The 18,797-nt window shown below is 68.9% G+C and carries 17 protein-coding genes and 1 pseudogene; 12 read left to right on the forward strand and 6 right to left on the reverse strand.

Annotated elements, in window-relative coordinates; translation table 11 throughout:
* The first annotated feature begins 80 nt into the window (after positions 1 to 80).
* The gene (locus tag ACQEVY_RS07230; protein WP_432946001.1) at positions 81 to 455 is read left to right on the forward strand and encodes a VOC family protein; all 375 of its coding nucleotides are present in this window, start codon (positions 81 to 83) and stop codon (positions 453 to 455) included.
* A gap of 383 nt (positions 456 to 838) precedes the next feature.
* On the forward strand, positions 839 to 1,147 hold the full coding sequence (locus ACQEVY_RS07235) for a DUF6355 family natural product biosynthesis protein (protein ID WP_328767304.1): 309 nt from the start codon (positions 839 to 841) through the stop codon (positions 1,145 to 1,147).
* Positions 1,148 to 1,228: 81 nt separating this feature from the next.
* On the opposite strand, the gene ACQEVY_RS07240 is transcribed toward ACQEVY_RS07235, so the two are convergent.
* Positions 1,229 to 2,200 carry a multicopper oxidase domain-containing protein gene (locus ACQEVY_RS07240; protein WP_432946004.1) on the reverse strand — a complete coding sequence of 324 codons (972 nt, stop codon included), beginning with the start codon at positions 2,198 to 2,200 and terminating at the stop codon, positions 1,229 to 1,231.
* A 316-nt stretch (positions 2,201 to 2,516) separates the two neighbouring features.
* On the opposite strand from ACQEVY_RS07240, the gene ACQEVY_RS07245 reads away from it, so the two are divergent.
* On the forward strand, positions 2,517 to 5,033 hold the full coding sequence (locus ACQEVY_RS07245) for a ThuA domain-containing protein (protein ID WP_432946006.1): 2,517 nt from the start codon (positions 2,517 to 2,519) through the stop codon (positions 5,031 to 5,033).
* 65 nt (positions 5,034 to 5,098) lie between these two features.
* Positions 5,099 to 7,264 (forward strand): OmpL47-type beta-barrel domain-containing protein, encoded by a 2,166-nt coding sequence (locus ACQEVY_RS07250; RefSeq protein WP_432955105.1) that lies wholly within the window; start codon positions 5,099 to 5,101, stop codon positions 7,262 to 7,264.
* A 3-nt stretch (positions 7,265 to 7,267) separates the two neighbouring features.
* Here the strand turns inward: ACQEVY_RS07250 and ligD are convergent, their stop codons facing one another.
* From ligD to ACQEVY_RS07270, 4 genes are all read right to left on the reverse strand, one after another.
* On the reverse strand, positions 7,268 to 8,293 hold the full coding sequence (ligD, locus tag ACQEVY_RS07255) for a non-homologous end-joining DNA ligase (RefSeq protein ID WP_432946008.1): 1,026 nt from the start codon (positions 8,291 to 8,293) through the stop codon (positions 7,268 to 7,270).
* A gap of 63 nt (positions 8,294 to 8,356) precedes the next feature.
* On the reverse strand, positions 8,357 to 9,448 hold the full coding sequence (locus tag ACQEVY_RS07260; RefSeq protein ID WP_432946010.1) for an amidinotransferase: 1,092 nt from the start codon (positions 9,446 to 9,448) through the stop codon (positions 8,357 to 8,359).
* A gap of 120 nt (positions 9,449 to 9,568) precedes the next feature.
* Positions 9,569 to 9,706 carry a hypothetical protein gene (locus ACQEVY_RS07265; protein WP_432946012.1) on the reverse strand — a complete coding sequence of 46 codons (138 nt, stop codon included), beginning with the start codon at positions 9,704 to 9,706 and terminating at the stop codon, positions 9,569 to 9,571.
* A 202-nt stretch (positions 9,707 to 9,908) separates the two neighbouring features.
* On the reverse strand, positions 9,909 to 10,331 hold the full coding sequence (locus ACQEVY_RS07270; RefSeq protein WP_432946013.1) for an Hsp20/alpha crystallin family protein: 423 nt from the start codon (positions 10,329 to 10,331) through the stop codon (positions 9,909 to 9,911).
* Between the two features lie 184 nt (positions 10,332 to 10,515).
* On the opposite strand from ACQEVY_RS07270, the gene ACQEVY_RS07275 reads away from it, so the two are divergent.
* From ACQEVY_RS07275 to ACQEVY_RS07285, 3 genes are all read left to right on the forward strand, one after another.
* A complete protein-coding gene (locus ACQEVY_RS07275; protein ID WP_432946015.1) occupies positions 10,516 to 11,016 on the forward strand; it encodes a J domain-containing protein in 501 nt (166 codons plus the stop codon).
* A gap of 49 nt (positions 11,017 to 11,065) precedes the next feature.
* A complete protein-coding gene (locus tag ACQEVY_RS07280; RefSeq protein ID WP_432946017.1) occupies positions 11,066 to 12,130 on the forward strand; it encodes an ATP-dependent DNA ligase in 1,065 nt (354 codons plus the stop codon).
* A gap of 435 nt (positions 12,131 to 12,565) precedes the next feature.
* Positions 12,566 to 13,363: a DUF3048 domain-containing protein gene (locus ACQEVY_RS07285; RefSeq protein ID WP_432946019.1), complete on the forward strand. Its 798-nt coding sequence runs from the start codon at positions 12,566 to 12,568 to the stop codon at positions 13,361 to 13,363.
* Positions 13,364 to 13,945: 582 nt separating this feature from the next.
* Here ACQEVY_RS07285 and ACQEVY_RS07290 read toward each other — a convergent pair.
* Positions 13,946 to 14,401 (reverse strand): MarR family winged helix-turn-helix transcriptional regulator, encoded by a 456-nt coding sequence (locus tag ACQEVY_RS07290; RefSeq protein WP_432946021.1) that lies wholly within the window; start codon positions 14,399 to 14,401, stop codon positions 13,946 to 13,948.
* Positions 14,402 to 14,652: 251 nt separating this feature from the next.
* Here ACQEVY_RS07290 and ACQEVY_RS07295 point away from each other — a divergent pair.
* The 5 genes and pseudogenes from ACQEVY_RS07295 to pcaD form a co-directional block, all read left to right on the forward strand.
* Positions 14,653 to 14,775 (forward strand): annotated as a pseudogene (locus tag ACQEVY_RS07295) (CoA-transferase); the annotation flags it as partial.
* Between the two features lie 32 nt (positions 14,776 to 14,807).
* Positions 14,808 to 15,578, forward strand: coding sequence for a protocatechuate 3,4-dioxygenase subunit beta (gene pcaH, locus ACQEVY_RS07300; RefSeq protein WP_432946023.1), 771 nt, complete (start codon positions 14,808 to 14,810; stop codon positions 15,576 to 15,578).
* Positions 15,579 to 15,580: 2 nt separating this feature from the next.
* Entirely contained in the window at positions 15,581 to 16,156 is a 576-nt protein-coding gene (gene pcaG / locus ACQEVY_RS07305) for a protocatechuate 3,4-dioxygenase subunit alpha (RefSeq protein WP_432946025.1), read from the forward strand.
* Positions 16,153 to 17,493 (forward strand): 3-carboxy-cis,cis-muconate cycloisomerase, encoded by a 1,341-nt coding sequence (pcaB, locus tag ACQEVY_RS07310; RefSeq protein WP_432946027.1) that lies wholly within the window; start codon positions 16,153 to 16,155, stop codon positions 17,491 to 17,493. The genes pcaG and pcaB overlap by 4 nt, the downstream gene beginning before the upstream one ends.
* On the forward strand, positions 17,490 to 18,614 hold the full coding sequence (gene pcaD, locus ACQEVY_RS07315) for a 3-oxoadipate enol-lactonase (protein ID WP_432946029.1): 1,125 nt from the start codon (positions 17,490 to 17,492) through the stop codon (positions 18,612 to 18,614). Before pcaB ends, pcaD begins: the two co-directional genes overlap by 4 nt.
* The last annotated feature ends 183 nt before the right edge of the window (positions 18,615 to 18,797 follow it).

Raw genomic sequence — 18,797 nt, forward strand, 5'->3', positions numbered from 1 at the left:
ATGCCCGTCGCCGCGGTGGGTACGACGCCTCCCGTACCGGGGGCGTCGCGGAAGCGGCTGAAGAGCGAGAGGTGTCGGAAGTGATCCGGAAGCTGCAGATGGTCGCGTTGGACTGTGCCGATCCGGTACGGCTCGCGGAGTTCTACGCCGAGCTGCTCGGCGGGCGGGTGGTCCCGGATCCGGAGGATCCCGACTGGGTTGAGGTACACGGGTTCGAGGGGACGCCACTGGCCTGCCAGCGGGTGGACGGCTACCGAGCGCCCGAATGGCCCGGCCAGGAGCGCCCGCAGCAGCTCCACCTGGACTTCGACGTGGACGACCTCGACGGCGAGGAGAAGCGGGCGCTCGCCCTCGGCGCGACCGTCCTGGAGCGAACGGACCAGCTCCGCCCGGACGCCAACTGGCGGGTCTACGCGGACCCGGCGGGCCATCCGTTCTGCCTCTGCCTCCACTGAGTCCACCAAGCCCATCGCAGTCACTGAGGCGCGGCGGTCAGCGTCGGCCGCCGGGCGGGGACTTCGGCCCGGGTTCGATCAGCCAGGCGCGGCACAGCGGCATGGCTGGCACCAACGCGTCGACGCGGGTGCCCTCATCTGTTGCCCGCTGTTGCCCGCGCTGTCTGCCCGTGGCGCATTTTTCGGAAGTTGTCTGTTCGGCATCCCCGCCCCGAACGCGAACAACGTCTGAGCCCCTACACCTGGAGTCGACGTTCCGGCCGCAACAGCCGCGTCGCCGGCCCGGTTGCGACGGAACTCTGAGGCGGAGCTGAGATCGCAAGCCCGCCGTCTCTACCGGTCACGCTCACTCGTGATCGGTGCCGTCGATCAAAGGGGAACCCATGAAGAAGAAGATCCCGCTCAAGCGTGTGACCGCCGCAGCCGCCGCGATCGCCACGGCCGGGCTGCTGTCGGCCGGCGCCAACACCGCTGCCGCGGCGACGCCGCCGGGGGACACCTCCGCGAGGGCATGCGGCTACTACGAGACCCGTGACACCGCCTACTACGGACACTGCGGCCGCGGCAAGGTCATCATCAAGATCGAGCTGGACTGGACCACCGACGTGCGGTACTGGTGCGTCGGGCCGGGCGAGAGGCGGCTGGGCAGCACAGACGACATCGACTACGCGGTGTACGTCGGCACCTGCTGAACCACTACTTGAGCAAGCACGCTTCGACGCTCGTACGACCGTGAGAGCCCTGCCGGTTCCTCTCAGAGGAACCGGCAGGGCTCAGTGCTCATGCGGCTCATGCGGCTCATGGGGTTCGTACCCCGGAATCGTCCCGTCCGCCTTCTTCACCAGGAACAGACCCACCATCCCCATGTCCGAGTGGCTCTGGACGTGGCAGTGGTACATCCACGCGCCCGCGCCGACCCCCTCCCCCGCGATCACCTGGAAGCCGAAGGAGTCGGCAGGTCCCGTGATCTTGTTGTCCAGGACCTGGCTCGGGTCGTCGGGGCCGGTCAGCATGCCTGTGCGGTTGTCGGCCCAGCGGTGACCGTGCATGTGGAAGGTGTGGTAGTACTCGCCGTGCGTGATCACCACGAACTCGACGCGATCGCCCACCGTCGCCTCGAAGTTGGGGCCGGTGTGTGCGGGCTTGTTGTTGATCAGCATGTCGTTGAAGACGATCGTGTGGGTCGCATCCGGGAGGATGTCGCCCTTGCGGCGGACGATCACAGGGCCGTACAGGCCTTTGCGGATGCCGCCCGTGCCGTGTTCCGTTCCGACGACGTGGTCGTGGTAGTGCCAGTAACCCGCGCTGCCCGCGCGCCAGGTGCCGTCCTTGCGGCGGCCGGGTGCGTGGGTGCGCCAGGTGTACGTACGGGTCCCGCCCGGCTCTACGTCGCTCTTGTTCTGCTTCGTGCCGTCGCTGGTGATCTCGTAGTCGAGGCCGTGGACGTGCAGGCTGACCGGGACGTCCATGGTGTTCTCGAACTCGATGTGGATGGTGTCGCCCTCGTTGAGTTCGATGAGCGGGCCGGGGATCGACGCCTTGCCCTTCTCGTAGCCGTAGCCCATCTGGCCGCCGGCCAGTTTCTCGGCGTACAGCTTGATGCGCTTGACCTCGCCGCCGGCCGGGGCGGTCTTCACCGGCTCCGCGGCCTCTGCGGCGCCGAGGGACTCGGGAGCCAGAGACAACGATGTCGCGACGGCTGCACCGCCCAGCAGTACGCGCCTGTTGAAGCCGCGTCTGTCCATGCCGAACTCCCCACCCTGATACGGAAATTACGGAGATGAACCGCTGAGACGGTAGCGGTACCGCAGCAGTTTTTCCACACTCAGGACAAAGTTCGTGCCATTCCGGTCGTACCTATTGGCGAGACGGGCAAAGAGGTCTAGCTTCCTTGGCGCTGTTGCTGTGGCGCGAGTGAGCCAAAGGGGCGCGCCTGTGTCGAGAGTGCGAGCGCGCGGAGTGCCCGACGAAGGAGGGTCGAGCACGGTCGCGCTCTCGACACAGGCCGTAGCGCCCCGGCGGCGAACCGAGCCTGAAAATGGCTGAGGAGTGGATGACCCTATGCGGTTCACATCGCATCAAAGATCCCTGTCCTTAAGAGAGTTGACCACAAACAGACGGGTGAAGAGACGAGCCTGGGCGGCCGTCCTGACTACCGGGTTCGTCACCGCGGGGCTGCTCTCGGGCGGCCCCGCCAGTGCGCGCCAGGCCCCCGAACCGCCACTGACAACGATGTCGATCAAGTCGCCGCCAGGCGGCGCCAACGTACGGGTCCTGCTCTTCCACGGTTCCGCGGCGGGCGGGGACGAGTCGCCCGTCGTCAATGCCGGTATCGAGACGATCGAGGAGATCGGGCTGACCGGCCCGGCGAACCAGCGCTTCAAGGTGACGGCCACGGACGACGCCTCCGTGTTCACCAACGAGACGAAGCTCGGCCGCTTCAACGCGGTCGTCTTCCTGACCGGCGGCGGCGACGTCCTCGACGCCGAGCAGGAGGCCGGCCTGGAGGCGTACATGGAGGCCGGCGGCGGCTTCCTCGGCCTCCATGACGCGGCCCGCGCCGAACCGTACTCGGACTGGTTCACGGGACTCGTCGGTGCCCGTCCCGCCGCGTCGAGCCCAACTGCCGTACAGCGGGCGATCGTTGAGGTCGGCGACCGGCAGCACCCAGCCACCAAGGACCTCCCGCTCCAGTGGAAGCGCCCCGACACCTGGCTGAACTGGGTCAAGAACCCCTCTGGCGACGTGCACACCGTGGCGCGGGTGCGCGAGTCGACGTACCAGCCGGGCGACAGCAAGAACGGCGCCGACCACCCGGTGTCCTGGTGCCGCGACTACGACGGTGGACGCTCCTTCTACACGGGCATGGGCGGCACGGTCGCCTCGTACGACGAAGTCGACTTCCGTACGCACCTGCGCGGGGCGCTGCTGTGGACGACGCGGCTCGTCCGTGCCGACTGCAAGGCGGCGATCAACGCCAACTACAAGGCGGAGCGGCTGACCCAGCCCAACCAGCCGGGTCAGAACGACCAGATCGGCGAGCCGCACGGCCTGGTCACCGCCCCCGACGGACGCGTGATCTATATCGGCCGCGGTGGTGCGGACGCCTCGGCGCCCGTCGTCACGGACTGGAACAACCCCGACATCGGCAAGGGCAAGGGCGAGATCCACGTCTACGACCCGAAGACCAAGAAGGTCACCCTGGCCGGCGCGCTCACCGTGTTCGGCAACAAGGGCGGCGGCGGTGAGCTGATCAAGGTCGAGGAGGGACTGCTCGGCATCGAGCTGGACCCGGCGTTCCAGCAGAACGGCTGGGTGTATCTGCACTACACGCCGCACGCTCAGATCAACCGCGACACGCGGATGGCCGAGCGCCGCGTCTCCCGTTTCACGCTCGATCTCGCCACGAACAAGCTGGACCTGAGCACTGAGAAGGTCCTGCTGAAGTGGCCGGTGCAGATCCACAGCTGCTGCCACGCGGGCGGCGGCATGGCGTGGGACTCCAAGGACAACCTCTACATCGCCACGGGCGACAACAACTCCAGTGGCTTCAGCGACGGTTACTCGGGCAACAACCCGCAGCCCAACTACAAGGGCGTCTCCTTCGCGGACGCGCGCCGGACGTCGGGCAACACCAACAACCTCAACGGCAAGATCCTGCGCATCCACCCTGAGCCGGACGGCACCTACACCCTGCCCCAGGGCAACCTCTTCACCGGCAAGGAGACCGACGAGGGCGGCGGCAAGACGCGCGGCGAGATCTATGTGATGGGCGTCAGGAACCCCGCGCGCATCTCCGTCGACAAGAAGACGGACACGCTGTACGCGGGCTGGGTCGGCCCGGACGCGTCAAACCCGTCGACGACCTGGGGCCCGGCGAAGTACGACACGTTCGCCGCGATCACCAAGCCGGGCAACCACGGCTGGCCGTACTGCATGGGCAACAAGCAGCCCTACCGCGACCGCAATCTGCCGGACCCGACGAAGCCGCTCGGCTGGTACGACTGCGACGCCCCGAAGAACGAGTCGCCGAACAACGACGGTCTCGTCAACCTGCCGCCGGTCACCGGGAACACCATCTGGTACTCGCCCCAGGGCGGCGGACCGGACTTCCCGCGCGACGCGAACGGCGTCCCGTCGTACAAGGCGGAGGAGCAGAAGTTCCTGCTGCCGTGGCTGAAGGGCGGCGGTCAGGCGGCGATGAACGGGCCCGTCTACCGCTATGACGCGGCGTCGGCGGGTGCGGGGGCGTGGCCGTCGTACTGGGACGGCAAGTGGTTCGTCGGTGACTTCTATGACGCCGACCAGCCGCGTCACGCGGTCCTGCTCGACCCCAAGACCGCGGGCCAGGGCGGCATTCCCGTGCACGCCGAGTCCCTGAAGAAGATCATCCCCGTGGGCAATGACGGCATCAAGAACCTCATGGACTGGAAGTTCGGCCCCGACGGCACGCTGTACGCCCTCGATTACGGCCGCGGCTTCTTCACCTCGGACGCCAAGTCGGCGCTGTGGCAGGTCACTTACAAGGGCGGCGCTCCGACGCCGGCCGCCGATCAACTGGCCAAGGAGGCACAGTGACGGCTCTACGCATACGGCGGCGAAGAAACGTACGCCTGTGGACGGCGCTTCTGGCGTCGCTGCTGATGGTGCTCGGGCTGACGTCCACGTCCGCCTCCGGGCAATCCGATGAAGCGCGCACCCCGTCGGCAGCCGCCGCGCAAACGCTCACGTGGACGGCCGGCAACGACATCGACAAGTACCTGTCGGCGCCCGCCACCGCGGTCGCGGGCACGACGACGATCGTCTTCGAGAACAGCGTGGCGACCGGCAACACCACAGGTATGCCGCACACGTTGACGTTCGACGTCTCCGACCCGGAGTACAACAACGACGTCCCGCTCAACATCCTGGCCAACCCGAACGACGACCAGGGCGGCAAGTACACGGCCGAGGTGACCCTGACGCCCGGCCGGTACCGCTACTACTGCACCATCCCGGGCCACGGTCAGATGCAGGGCATCCTCGTGGTCACCGAGGGCACCGGCGAGGACACGACCGCGCCCGAGACCTCGGCGGACGTGAGCGGTACGCAGAACGCGGACGGCGCCTACGTGGGATCGGCGACCGTGACGCTGAACGCGACCGACGACGGCTCGGGCGTGGACCGGATCGAGTACGCGATCGGTGACGCGGGCGCCTGGCAGCCGTACACCACGCCCCTGGTGATCGACCAGGTGGGCGACCACAAGGTCCGCTACAGAGCGGTCGACAAGGCCGGGAACGTGGCCGCCGAGAAGGCGGAGGAGTTCACGGTGGCGCCGCCGTCGACGGACGACACGACGGCTCCGGAGACGTCGGCCTCGGTGACCGGTGAGCAGAATCCGGAGGGTGCGTACCTCTCCATGGCGACCGTCACCGTGACGGCCTCCGACACGGGTTCCGGCGTCAACACCATCGAGTACGCGCTCGGTGACTCCGGTGCCTGGCAGCCGTACACGGCTCCGGTGATGGTCCACGAGGTGGGCACGCACAAGGTGCGGTACCGGGCCACGGACAAGGCGGGCAACGTGGCCGCGGAGAAGTCCGTCTCGTTCACGGTGGTCGCGCCGCCCGCCGAGGACAAGACTCCTCCGGTGACCGGCGTGAGCGTCGAGGGCACGAAGAACTCCTCCGGGGCCTACCTCAACAGCGCCAAGGTGACGGTGACGGCCACGGACGAGCACCATGGTTCCGGGGTCGCCGCCATCGAGTACTCGCTGGACGGCGGGCCCTATCTCGCGTACACCGCGCCCGTCGTGGTCGATCGCGCGGGCGCGCACAAGGTGGCGTACCGGGCGAGCGACAAGGCGGGCAACACCTCCGACGCCCGAACCGTGAGCTTCACGGTCGCGTCGGGCGGCGGGGTGCCGGCGCCCGCCTGCGCCGAGTACGACGAGCGGCTGACGGTCATCGTCGGCACGGTCGACACGGGTGTGCCGAACCGGGTCACCAACAACCGGTGCCGCATCAACGAGTTGATCGAGGACGAGAAGGAGTGGACGTCGCACGCGCTGTTCCTGAAGCACGTGAAGACCGTCCTGGACGCGCTCCTCAAGGAAGGCGTCATCGTCCAGCGCGAGTACAACCTCATCAACAAGACCGCCAAGCAGTCGGGCATCGGCAAGCCGGGCCAGACCGAGGGCTACCGCACGCTCTTCGACGGCTCCGCGGAGTCGTTCGCGAAGTGGCAGCAGGTCGGTGGCGGCCAGTTCGCGGTGAACGCGGACGGTTCGATGACCAGCAGCACCACGGTGGCGGGCATGGGCATGCTGTGGTTCCCGGAGCGCAAGTACGGCGACTTCTCGCTGAAGTTGCAGTGGCGTGACGACGCGCCGGGCACCGGGAACGCCAACGCGGGTGTGTTCGCCCGCTTCCCGTGGGTCCACGACCATCCGGAGGAGTCGCGTCCGGAGTGGGTCGCCATCAAGTACGGGCACGAGCTGCAGATCAACGACCGCCCGGACGGCGACATGTACAAGTCCGGTTCGGTCTACGGCTTCGACCGCGTGGGCCTGGCCGGTGCGGGCGTCACCCAGAAGGGCACCTGGAACGACTACGAGATCCGTGTGGTCGACCAGCACTACTCGGTGTACCGCAACGGCGTGCTGATCAACGAGTTCGACAACATCGGCGGCCAGGACTTCACCCCGCCCCGCTCGGACGACCCGGGCACGGACGGGCGACGGTTCGCCTCCGGCTACATCGGCCTCCAGGTACACGGCACGACGGATGTGATCTCGTACCGCGACATCCGGATCAAGGAGTTGTAGGCCTCAAGTAGCCGGGGGCTGTTCCTTCTTCGCCCGGCTCGGCTGTACCCGCTTGGGTTCCCCCGGCATCTTCGGATACTCGGGCGGGTACGGCAGATCCTCGAGGCCGTGGTCGTGTTCGTCGCGGCGGGCCAGTTCCAGCAGGGCCTCGAGGGAGAAGGCGTGATCGTCCATGTCCGCGTGCACGTCGCCGAGTTCGGCGAAGCGCGCGGGCATTGTCGTGATGTCGAAGTCCTTGGGCACGGCTTCGCCCACCTCTTCCCACCGCAGGGGTGCGGACACCGGGGCCTGCGGACGGGGGCGTACGGAATAGGCGGAGGCGATGGTCCGGTCGCGAGCCGTCTGGTTGTAGTCGACGAAGATCTTCGCGCCGCGCTCCTCCTTCCACCAGGCGATGGTCACGTGGTCGGGCATCCGGCGCTCCAGTTCGCGTCCGGCGGCGATCGCGGCGCGGCGGACCTGGGTGAAGGTCCAGCGCGGCTCGATGGGCACGAAGACATGCAGACCGCGGCCGCCGGAGGTCTTGGGCCAGCCGCGCAATCCGCCGAACTCGTGGAGTACGGCGCGGAGTTCGTGGGCGGCGCGGACGGCGTCGGCGTAGTCCGTGCCGGGCTGCGGGTCGAGGTCGAGCCGGAGTTCGTCGGGGTGGTCGACGTCGTCGCGGCGTACCGGCCACGGGTGAAAGGTGAGCGTGCCGAACTGCGCGGCCCACACCACGGCTCCGACCTCGGTGGGGCACATCTCGTCGGCGCTGCGCCCGCTGGGAAAAGTGATGTGGGCGGTGGGGATCCAGTCGGGCATGTTCTTGGGCGCCCGCTTCTGGAAGAAGGACTCGCCGGTCACGCCCTCCGGGTAGCGCTCCAGGGTGGTGGGCCGGTTGCGCAGGGCGCGCAGGATGCCGGGGCCGACAGCCAGGTAGTACTGGGCGACATCGAGCTTCGTAAGGCCGCGCTCCGGAAAGAAGACCTTCCCCGGACTGGACAAGCGCACGGTCCGCCCGCCCGCCTCCAACTCCACCGCTTCACCCATGCGAGCCACGGTATGCGTACCGCACGCCCCTCGCATACCGAGCGACAGGGGGTTCAGGGCCGGTCAATCGAAGTACGACTCAAGCGTGCCGCGACGCCGGATGTCGAGGGTCGCGCAGTGGAACGAGCCGCCGAACGGCGCGTAGTGCAGCAGGTCGCACGGGATCGGTTCGAAGCCCCATTTCTCGAGCGCCCGCAGCATGCCGGTGTGGTGCCGCTCCGCGATCACCCGCTTCTCGTCGACCATGAGCACGTTCATGCTCAGCCACTCGCCGCACATCGAAGTGATCTTGAGCACGGGCTCGTTGATCGGGTCGGGCTCGGGGGCGACCAGGACGTCCCACGTGTCCAGGACGTCGGGCAGGCGGTCGACGTCGATGTACTCGGGATTGACCAGGACCTTGCCGGGCGCGAGCAGCACGAACGTGGTGTCGATGTGCATGGGGGTGGGGCAGCTGCTCTCGATCTCGTGAATGCGATAGGCGGGACCGAGATGACGGCGCAGCCAGTCGATGCCCATGCGGTTGGTGACGTTGCTCCTTGTCACGAACAGGTCGCGTCCCGCGCGTACGAAATCCGCCGCGTCGAAGACCGGCTCGAACTCGGTGAGGATGAGGCGCACGGGCTCGCCGGCCGCGGCGGGACGGAAACCGGGCTCGAACAGTTCGTCGGTGAGCTGCGGTCGCGGTGCCGCCGTCCAGCGTGCGCCGCGCCGGAAGTAGTCCTTGAGGACCGGGCGGTAGGAGTGGGTCTCGAAGTACCGGCACGGCCAGGCCATCGGGGTTTCGATGATCTCGTCGCCGATCACGAGCATGCTGTCCCGCGGGCAGGTGTTGCAGAAACCTCGCGACGACCAGTCAGGGGTGCCGAAGCGCTTCTTGTGGTCGACCGGCTCCGGCCGCCGGACCGTGACATCGAGGGACTCCAGCAGCCCGATGAACTGATCGAGCTCCTGCTGCGCCCGCTCGAGCAGCAGACGCGGGTACCTGAACCCGGCCGCGAGTCCCTGCAGCCGCCCCGCCCACGGGGGGATGTTGCAGGCCACGACCGGATGGTGGCCGGGGATCGTCGCGCCGTCGAGACGCCCGACGATGATCTCCTCCAGCGGGTCCCACTCGTTGTGGGAATTGACCGGCGAGAGTGTTGCCGTGCCCATGGCATCCACCTCCGTTGTCAGAGTGTCCCGTTGCCGTGGTTCCATCCCTGAGCCGTAGCTGAAACGGCTTCCCCGGCATCGGCCCTGTCCCAGGAGGCGAGGGCGCTGCGTACGTACGCCCTACTCGGCGTCCTCTTCCCCGACGCGGTAGGTCTTGGTCCAAGTGGCTCCACAGCGGCAGGAGGAATGCTCTACGAGCTCACCGCTCTCGATGGCACCGAGACCTCGGTTGATGCGGACGTGCACATGCTCAGACATGGGCGGACTTCTCCCTTCGCTGCCGGCCCGCCGACCAGACGACAGGCTGAGAGCCCCCATCCTCCGCAGGTCTGCAAGAAGTCGCGAGGAGCTACGTCACATCCGTCGGACGGGCTCAGAACCGGGAGACGCGGCGACACGCAGCCCGTGGCCCGACCCTTTCAGGTCGGGCCACGGGTCTGGACGCCTGGGCGCCTGGCCGTCAGCCGGAGAGTTGCTGCTTCTCCTCGGCGTGACTGATCTCGATCTTGCGGGGCTTCGCTTGCTCAGCCACCGGGATCTTGACCGTCAGCACCCCGGCGTCGTAGCTGGCCTCGACGTGCTCCACGTCCAGGGTCTCGCCCAGGAACAGCTCCCGACGGAACACGCCGTACGGCCGCTCGGCCACGACCAGCTCCGACTGGCCGACGTCCGGCGCCGAGCGCTCGGCGCGTACGGTCAGCACGTTCTGCTCGACACTCAGATCGATGCTGTCCGGGTCGACACCGGGAAGGTCCAGCTGGACCCAGAACGCACCCTCACGCTCGTACGCGTCCATCGGCACGGTCACCGGCCGGGCCACGGCCCCCAGCAACTGCTCGGCCAGACGGTCCAGTTCACGGAAGGGATCGGTGCGCAGCAGCATCCCGGTCACGCTCCTCTCGGACTGTGACAGGGCCGTCAACGACGGCCGCTTCCACGAACCTCTCTCACCTCCTCGCATACCCAAAAGGTGCATATTGACACCATGTGGGCAAAGTTATATGCCTAGTTGATGGGAGGCTCCTAGGAGGATCCGCGCAGGTCAAGCGGCCGAGGAGGTGAGGACGATGCCAGGGCAGCGACCGCGGCGCGACCACTACGCGGTCCTCGACGTCCCGCGTGACGCCTCCGCCGGGGAGATCACCTCCGCCTATCGCAGGCTGGTGCGGCTGCTGCACCCGGACGCCCGGCCGGCGGATCCGGCAGCGGCGGATCGCCTCGCGGATGTCCTCGCCGCTTACGACACGCTGGGCGATGCGGGGCGGCGTGCGGCATACGACGCCGCCGGGCGGGCCGACCCTGCGCCGCGTACGCCCCGTACGGGTACGGGCCGACCGGTACCCGTACGCGTCACCCGGCCGCGAACCTCTCCTGCGAGGCCGGCGCCACGGAACCGGGCGGGGCGCGAGGCGTCGAGCCCGCTGCTGGGCGGCGGGGAGGGCCTGTACTTCTCCGCGTCGGCGCGCATCGGCCCGCGGTTCGTGGTCATCTCACCCAGGTGGGATGACCACGGGCTGGTCACCCAGGTCCTGCAGTGGCTGCGGCAGACGGATCCGTGGCTGCGCTGAACGCCGGTCCAGAAAGCGTCAAGCAACACAGCGGCGCAGAATCTAAGACATGGATCTGCCAGTGATGCCACCCGTGAAGCCCATGCTTGCCAAGCCAGTGGCGAAGATTCCGCCGGGCATGCACTACGAGGCGAAGTGGGACGGGTTCCGGGCGATCGTGTTCCGCGACGGGGACGAGGTCGAGCTCGGCAGCCGTACCGGTAAGCCGCTGACCAGGTACTTTCCCGAGCTGGTGGAGGCGGTGCGGGAACGGGTGCCCGAGCGGTGTGTGCTGGACGGGGAGATCGTGATCGCGCGGGAAGGGCACCTGGACTTCGACGCGCTCACAGAACGGATCCACCCGGCCGAGTCACGGGTGAGGCTGCTCGCCGAGCGGACACCGGCCTCGTTCGTGGCCTTCGATTTGCTTGCGCTCGGAGACGAGGCACTGGTGGACGTGGAGCTGGGCGACCGACGGGCGCTGCTGGAACGGGAGTTGGCCACTGCCACGCCTCCCGTCCATGTGGCGCCGGCGACCACCGACATCGAGGTGGCGCAGCAGTGGTTCCAGCAGTACGAGGGCGCGGGCCTCGACGGCGTGATCGCCAAGCCGCTCACGCTGCGCTACCGGCAGGACGAGCGCCTGATGTTCAAGGTCAAGCACGAGCGGACGGCGGACGTGGTCGTCGCGGGCTACCGCCTCCACAAGAGCGGACCCGTCGTGGGTTCGCTGCTGCTCGGCCTGTACGACACCCAGGGCGCCCTGCAGCACGTCGGGGTGAGCGCGGCGTTCTCGATGAAGCGGCGCGAGGAGCTGGTCGGGGAGCTGGAGCCGTTGCGTATGGAGTCGGTCGAGGGGCATCCGTGGGCGGCCTGGGCGGAGGAGGCGGCGCACGAGACGGCACGGCTGCCCGGTGCGCCCAGCCGCTGGTCCGGCAAGAAGGACCTGTCCTGGGTGCCGCTCAGGCCGGAGCGGGTGTGCGAGGTGGCGTACGACCACATGGAGAACGGTCAGCGCTTCCGGCACACGGCCCGCTTCCGCCGCTGGCGACCCGACCGGACGCCGGAGAGCTGCACGTATGCCCAGCTGGAGGAGCCGGTGCGCTACGACCTGACGGAGATCCTGGGGTCGTAGAGCCGAGCCGTGCCCCGTGCCGACCGGTGCAGGTCAGATGTGGGGCTGCCGGTCGCCCAGGACGGAAAGCAGCTTGAGTTTCTCGTGGCTCTCGGTGCCGGGGGTGGCTGTGTAGACGAGGTGGAGGTCCTGAAGGCCCACCTGGAGACCTGTCCCCCGTTTTCCGCACGGCCGGGTGAGTCGCCTTCGACCCTTGGCCGATTGGGTAGGACACTGATTGAATCCCGAATCAGAAAAGCGGCGAAACGGGGCATAGTGGGCAGCGAAGGCGTGAGGCGAGCGGGGCTGCGGGGACGGACGAGGCGCACCACGGTGGTGACGGCGCTACTGGCCGCCCTGCTGGCGGGCTCCGCGATGGCGGGCTGTACGCCGAAGGAGACCGACGACAGTCGCGGGCCGGGCGACGGCAGTCCGGGCGCCGGTTCCGTACTCGCCGTGAAGATCGACAACGTGAGCCGGGCTCGGCCGCACACGGGGATCGACGCGGCGGACATCGTCTATGCCGAGCAGGTGGAGGGTGGGCTCAGTCGGCTGATGGCGGTGTACGCGACCAAATTGCCTAAGGCAGTCGGGCCGGTGCGCAGTGCGCGTGAGTCCGATCTGGAGTTGTTGCGGCAGTTCGACGACGAACCGACGCTTGCGTTTTCGGGGGCGCAGGGGAAGTTGCTGCCGTTGATCGACGAGGCGCCGTTGCAGGCGGCGCTGCCGGAGGAGAACCCGAAGGCGTACTACCGGGGTACCGATAAGCCCGCGCCGCACAATCTGTACCTGCGTCCCGGGCGGTTGCTGAAATCCGCCGCCGGGGCGGAGGCGTTGACCACCGGGTTCGAGTACGGGGCGCTGCCTGCGGGGGGCTCGGCCGAGTCGTCGCACACGGTGCGGTTTCCTGCGGCGCGGTTCACTTTCACCTGGTCCCAGAGTCGGGAGCGGTGGCTGGTGTCTATGGATGGCAGGCCGAGCGCTACGACCGATGGGCCGCAGATGGCTGCCTCGACGGTGGTTGTGCAGTACGTGAAGATTCGCAAGTCGCAGTTCAAGGACTTCTTGGGGAACAACACGCCTTACACCGAGACGGTGGGGGCGGGCAGGGCGACGGTTTTGCGCGACGGGCGCAGTTTTGACGCCGACTGGAAGCGGGCGTCGGCCGAGGACGGGACGGAGTTCACGACTCGGGATGGGGAGCCGTTGCCGTTTGCTCGGGGGCAGGTTTGGGTGGTGTACGCGAAGGCGTGACGCGTGGGCGGGGGTGGGGTTTTTCTTTCCCCAGCCCCGCCCCTTCCCGAAACTGGGGCTGCGCCCCAGGCCCCTCTGCCTCCGGCGGGTGGGCGCCTACCGCGGGTGGGTGGGGTGGGGTGCCTACCGGGGTGGTGGGTGACAGTTGTGTCGCGGCTGCGGGTGCGTTGTGGCTGGTCGCGCAGTTCCCCGCGCCCCTGACGGGGCGCTCCCCGAACCGTCCGCCGCACAAGGATCGCCAGCCGCCGTGCTCGCCCGCCACGAGGAAACCGGCACTCTCCCGCCGGTGGGAGGGGACGTGGGCCGGTGCGTCCTATGCCCGTCGCTTAGCTTCGGTCTGGGCACACCAGGACCCTGTGTCAGCAAGGGGTCGTATGCCCTGTTGGCGACGGGCTGACGCACCGGACCGCGGCCCCGCACCCACCACGCACCCAAGGGGCGCGGGGAACTGCGCGAGCAACCACAACGAACCCGCACCCGCCCAACCGCCGGAGGCACCCCGCGGGGCTGTGTCAATTTGCGGCTCCGCCGCGTGGGCGCGACCAGCCACGACGGCGCCGCAGACAAAAACGAACCCCCTACTCAACCGCCGGAGGCAACCGGGTTCCGCAACCCCTCCGCCGCATCCGACACCCTCTGCAGCAGCTCGAAGAACACGGCCTGCTCCTCCGCCGACAACGGCGCCAAGAACACCTGGTTCATCCGAGCCGTCCGCACCGTCAGCTTCCGGTGCGTACGCACCCCCTCCTCCGTCAGGCGGAGCAAAAAGCGGCGGCCGTCCTGCGAGTCGCGGACCTTGTCGAGCAGGCCGCGGCGGCCCAGCCGGGTGATGACCTCCGCGATGGTGGAGCGGTCCAGACCCACCCGCTCCCCTACCGTCCGCTGGTCAAGCCCCGGCTCGGCGACGAGCGCGTTGAGCACCGCGAACTGCGGCGAGGTGATCTCCTCGGAGACCATCGTGTTCCACAGCAGGTAGTGCGCCTGCTGCAGCCGGCGGGCCAGGTGCCCGGGGTGGGTGGTGAGGTCCACCGCGGCCATGTGCGCTCCTCGAATTCGTCGGTGTACTGAACGATACCGCTCACGGCACACCACTGTCTGCACAGAAGCCGAACCCACACCTCCCCCGCCATCACCTGCGACTACGTGCCATTCCGTGCGAACTCTTGACGACCGAACCGACCGGTGGCAGCGTGAGAGCAACCTCGCAGAAATAGTCAGTGCCCTGAGCAATAACAGTAATAAGCTCAGCAACACGGCCGCTGACCGCTCGAAGAGATGGGGCTTCACGGATGGACAAGGTGGTCGCCACAGCCGCCGAGACGGTGGCCGATGTACCGGATGGCGCGTCGCTCGAGGTCGGCGGTTTCGGGCTGAGCGGTGTGCCGAACGTGCTGATCCAGGCTCTGTACGAGACCGCCCAGGACCCGCAGGAATCGGAATCCTCATGACACTGACCCAGTCGGACATCGACGTCGAGATCAACGACGCCCAGAACGCGTACGACAAGGCCGTCGCCGGCGGCGCCCCGGTGCAGCACCACCCGCCGCGCGACTACGCCCCGTACCGCAGCTCCGTACTGCGGTACCCCAAGCAACCGCTGGTCGCGGTGAACGGCGGCGATCCGGAGACGGTCGAGCTGTCCGGTCCGGTGTTCGGTCCGACCGACATCACCGACATCGACAACGACCTCACCGTGCAGCACCAGGGCGAGCCGCTCGGCGAGCGCATCACCGTCTCCGGGCGGATACTCGACCGCGAGGGCCGCCCGGTGCGCGGCCAGCTCATCGAGCTGTGGCAGGCCAACGCCTCCGGCCGGTACGCGCATCTGCGGGACCAGCACCCGGCGCCCCTCGACCCCAACTTCACCGGCGTGGGACGGACGCTGACGGACGATCAGGGCCGGTACTTCTTCCGGACGATCAAGCCGGGCGCGTACCCGTGGCGCAATCACACCAATGCGTGGCGCCCCGCGCACATCCACTTCTCCGTCTTCGGCACGGCGTTCACGCAGCGGCTGGTGACGCAGATGTACTTCCCGAACGACCCGCTCTTCCCGTACGACCCGATCCTGCGCTCGGTGACGGACGCGTCGGCCCGCGACCGGCTGGTCGCGGAGTACCGCCACGACCTTTCGCAGCCCGAGTTCTCGCTCGGCTACGAGTGGGACATCGTCCTCGACGGTCCCTCCGCCACCTGGATCGAGGAAGGTCGCTGACCATGACCGAGAACACCACGGGGCAGGTCCTGCCCACGCCCTCCCAGACCGTCGGCCCCTTCTACGGGTACGCGCTGCCCTTCCCCGAGGGCGAGCAGGTCGCGCCGAAGGGGCACCCCGACCAGATCACGCTGCACGGGTACGTACTGGACGGCGAGGGCAAGCCGATCCCGGACGCCGTCCTGGAGTTCTGGCAGGCGGCTCCGGACGGCTCGCTCAAGGGAGCTCCTGGTTCGCTGCGCCGCAATCCGGTGACCGGCGGCTATCTCGGCCGTAACGGCACGGACTTCACCGGTTTCGGGCGGGTCGCCACGGACGCCGACGGGCACTACGCGCTCTACACCCTCCCGCCGGGCAACGCCGGGCTGCCGTACATCAGCGTGTGCGTCTTCGCGCGCGGTCTGCTGCACCACCTCTACACGCGGGCGTATCTGGCCGACGGCGCCGACCCCTTGCTCGACTCGCTGCCGGACGGGCGCCGGGCCACGCTGGTCGCACAGCCCGGTGAGCGGCGCACGTACCGTTTCGACATCCGCCTTCAAGGCGAAGGCGAAACGGTCTTCCTGGAGTTCCCGTGACCCTCGGCGACACCGACAGCCTGCTCGCCCCCGGGTGGGCAGGCTCCCCCGCCGCGTCCGCGACCGGCGACAGCGCCTTCCTCCAGGCGCTGCTGGACGCGGAGGCGGCGCTCACTCGCGCACAGGCCTCGCTCCGCCTCGCGCCCGCGGAGGCCGCGGTGGCGGTGGACGCGGCGGCTTCCGATGGCGCGCGCTTCGACGTCCAGGACCTCGCGCTGCGCGCGCGGGGCGGCGGCAATCCGGTGATCCCGCTGGTCGCGGAGCTGACCGCGGCGGTCGGCGCGGTGGATGAGGCGTACGCCCCGTACGTCCACCGGGGCGCGACCAGCCAGGACATCATGGACACCGCGATGATGCTGGTGGCCGTACGGACCCTTGATCTCGTCCTGGCGGACCTGGCCCGTACGGAGCGTGCGCTGGCCCGGCACGCCCGCGATCACCGGGACACAGCCATGCCGGGGCGGACGCTGACGCAGCACGCGGTGCCGACGACCTTCGGTCTCAAGGCGGCGGGGTGGCGGTCCCTGGTGTTGGACGCACGGGATCGTCTGCAGGCGGTACGTGACGTGCTCCCGGCCCAACTCGGGGGCGCGGCGGGCACGTTGGCGGCCTTCACCGCGTACGGGGCTGCTGACACCGGCGCGCTGGTAGAGGCGTACGCGCGTGAAGTCGGCCTCGCCGCACCGGTGTTGCCGTGGCACGTGCTGCGTACTCCGGTCGCCGATCTCGCGGGAGCCCTTGCCTTCACGGCGGGCGCGCTCGGCAAGACGGCGGCGGATGTGCTCACGCTCAGCCGTACGGAGATCCGCGAGCTGAGCGAGGGCTCCGGTGGCGGTTCCTCCGCGATGCCGCACAAGGCGAACCCCGTGCGCGCCACGCTCATCGCCGCCGCGGCCCGCCGTGCGCCGCTGCTGGCGGCGACGCTGTACGGGTCGCTGGCCGCCGAGGACGAACGACCCGCCGGTGCCTGGCATGCCGAGTGGGAGCCGCTGCGTGAGCTGCTCCGCCTGGTCGGCGGCGCGGCGCGCGACGCGGCCGAGCTGGCCGAAGGCCTCCAGGTGCACGCGGACGCGATGCGCGCGCACTTGGACCTCACGCACGGCCTGATCGTCTCGGAGCGGCTGTCCGCCGAACTCGCGCCGGTACTCGGGCGGGCCCGCGCGAAGGAGTTGCTCACCCGGGCGGCGAAGCGGGCCACTTCGGAGAACCGTCCGCTCGTCGAACTCCTCGCCGAGGAGCCCGAGTTGAAGGAACTCGACCTGGCCGTCCTCGCGGACCCGACCCAGTACACCGGCTCCGCTGGAGCCCTCACCGACCGTGCTCTGGAGCGACGTTGACAAGTAAGCTGCTCAACCACCGCGCCGAGGGACCCAACACCGCTCCCCCGCTGCTCCTCGGCCCGTCCCTCGGCACGTCGACTGCCCTGTGGGACAAGGTCGCGCCCGAACTCTCCATCACCCACCGGGTCGTACGCTGGGACCTCCCCGGCCACGGCGGCTCACCCGCCGATCTGATCGGCCCCGGCGCGACCGTCGCCGATCTGGCCTCGCTGGTCCTCTCCCTCGCGGACTCACTCGGCCTCGACCGCTTCTCGTACGCGGGGGTCTCGCTCGGCGGCGCGGTGGGGCTGCAACTCGCGGCGCACCACCCGGAGCGGATCGACCGCCTCGCCGTGATCTGCTCCTCGGCGCACTTCAACGGCTCAAAGCCGTGGGAGGAACGGGCCGCGCATGTCCGCGCGTCGGGTCTTGGCGAGCTTGCGGCGACGGCCAACTCGCGTTGGTTCACGCCCGGTTTCACCGTCCCGGAGCTCGTCGAGGACCACCGTACGGCGGACCCCGACGCGTACGCCGCCTGTTGCGACGCACTCGCGGCCTTCGACATCCGCGACCGGCTGCCGCAGATCACCGCTCCGACTCTCCTTATCGCCGGCCGCGACGACCCGGCGACCCCGCCCGCGCATCTACGAGAGATCGCCGACGCCGTACCCGGCGCCGCACTCACCGAACTCCCGGCCGCCTCCCACCTGGCCCCCGCCGAGCGCCCGGAGGCCGTACTCACCGCCCTGCGCGCGCACTTCGGCGCCGAGGCGAAGCGAGGCATGGAGGTACGCCGACAGGTGCTCGGCGACACGCACGTGGACCGCGCCCAGGCGCGCCAGTCTCCGTTCACGGCCCGCTTCCAGGACTTCATCTCGCGCTACGCGTGGGGGGAGATCTGGACGGACGACACGCTGACGCGCCGCGAGCGCAGCCTGATCACGCTTACGGCGCTGGTCGCGCATGGCCACTATGACGAACTGGCCATGCATGTGCGTGCGGCTCGGCGTAATGGGCTGTCTGCCGAGGAGATCGGCGCGGTGCTGCTGCAGACGGCTGTGTACTGCGGGGTGCCGACGGCCAACTCGGCGTTTGCGGTGGCTCAGGGGGTGTTGGCTGAGGAGGACGGGGTGGGGTGAGGCGGATGAGTTCCCCCGCCCCGAGTGGGAACGAGAGCGAGCAGGCCGTACAAGCGGCCACTGACAGGGAGTTACGGCTGCTCGATCCTCAGGTGCGTGCTTCTCCGGCCCAGGTCTCGGAGCTCGTACATCCCGACTTCACCGAAATCGGAGCGCGGGCCGCTGGTGGGACGCGGCGCTTGA

This window comes from Streptomyces sp. CA-288835, from assembly GCF_050936385.1.
Lineage (GTDB): Bacteria > Actinomycetota > Actinomycetes > Streptomycetales > Streptomycetaceae > Streptomyces.

Excerpts from the sequence above, each read along its gene's own strand:
- ACQEVY_RS07235 (WP_328767304.1), top strand. The coding sequence starts at position 839 with ATGAAGAAGAAGATCCCGCTCAAGCGTGTGACCGCCGCAGCCGCCGCG.
- ACQEVY_RS07240 (WP_432946004.1), bottom strand. The coding sequence starts at position 2,200 with ATGGACAGACGCGGCTTCAACAGGCGCGTACTGCTGGGCGGTGCAGCC.
- ACQEVY_RS07245 (WP_432946006.1), top strand. The coding sequence starts at position 2,517 with ATGCGGTTCACATCGCATCAAAGATCCCTGTCCTTAAGAGAGTTGACC.
- ACQEVY_RS07250 (WP_432955105.1), top strand. The coding sequence starts at position 5,099 with ATGGTGCTCGGGCTGACGTCCACGTCCGCCTCCGGGCAATCCGATGAA.
- ligD (WP_432946008.1), bottom strand. The coding sequence starts at position 8,293 with ATGGGTGAAGCGGTGGAGTTGGAGGCGGGCGGGCGGACCGTGCGCTTG.
- ACQEVY_RS07260 (WP_432946010.1), bottom strand. The coding sequence starts at position 9,448 with ATGGGCACGGCAACACTCTCGCCGGTCAATTCCCACAACGAGTGGGAC.
- ACQEVY_RS07265 (WP_432946012.1), bottom strand. The coding sequence starts at position 9,706 with ATGTCTGAGCATGTGCACGTCCGCATCAACCGAGGTCTCGGTGCCATC.
- ACQEVY_RS07270 (WP_432946013.1), bottom strand. The coding sequence starts at position 10,331 with ATGCTGCTGCGCACCGATCCCTTCCGTGAACTGGACCGTCTGGCCGAG.
- ACQEVY_RS07275 (WP_432946015.1), top strand. The coding sequence starts at position 10,516 with ATGCCAGGGCAGCGACCGCGGCGCGACCACTACGCGGTCCTCGACGTC.
- ACQEVY_RS07280 (WP_432946017.1), top strand. The coding sequence starts at position 11,066 with ATGGATCTGCCAGTGATGCCACCCGTGAAGCCCATGCTTGCCAAGCCA.
- ACQEVY_RS07290 (WP_432946021.1), bottom strand. The coding sequence starts at position 14,401 with ATGGCCGCGGTGGACCTCACCACCCACCCCGGGCACCTGGCCCGCCGG.
- pcaH (WP_432946023.1), top strand. The coding sequence starts at position 14,808 with ATGACACTGACCCAGTCGGACATCGACGTCGAGATCAACGACGCCCAG.
- pcaG (WP_432946025.1), top strand. The coding sequence starts at position 15,581 with ATGACCGAGAACACCACGGGGCAGGTCCTGCCCACGCCCTCCCAGACC.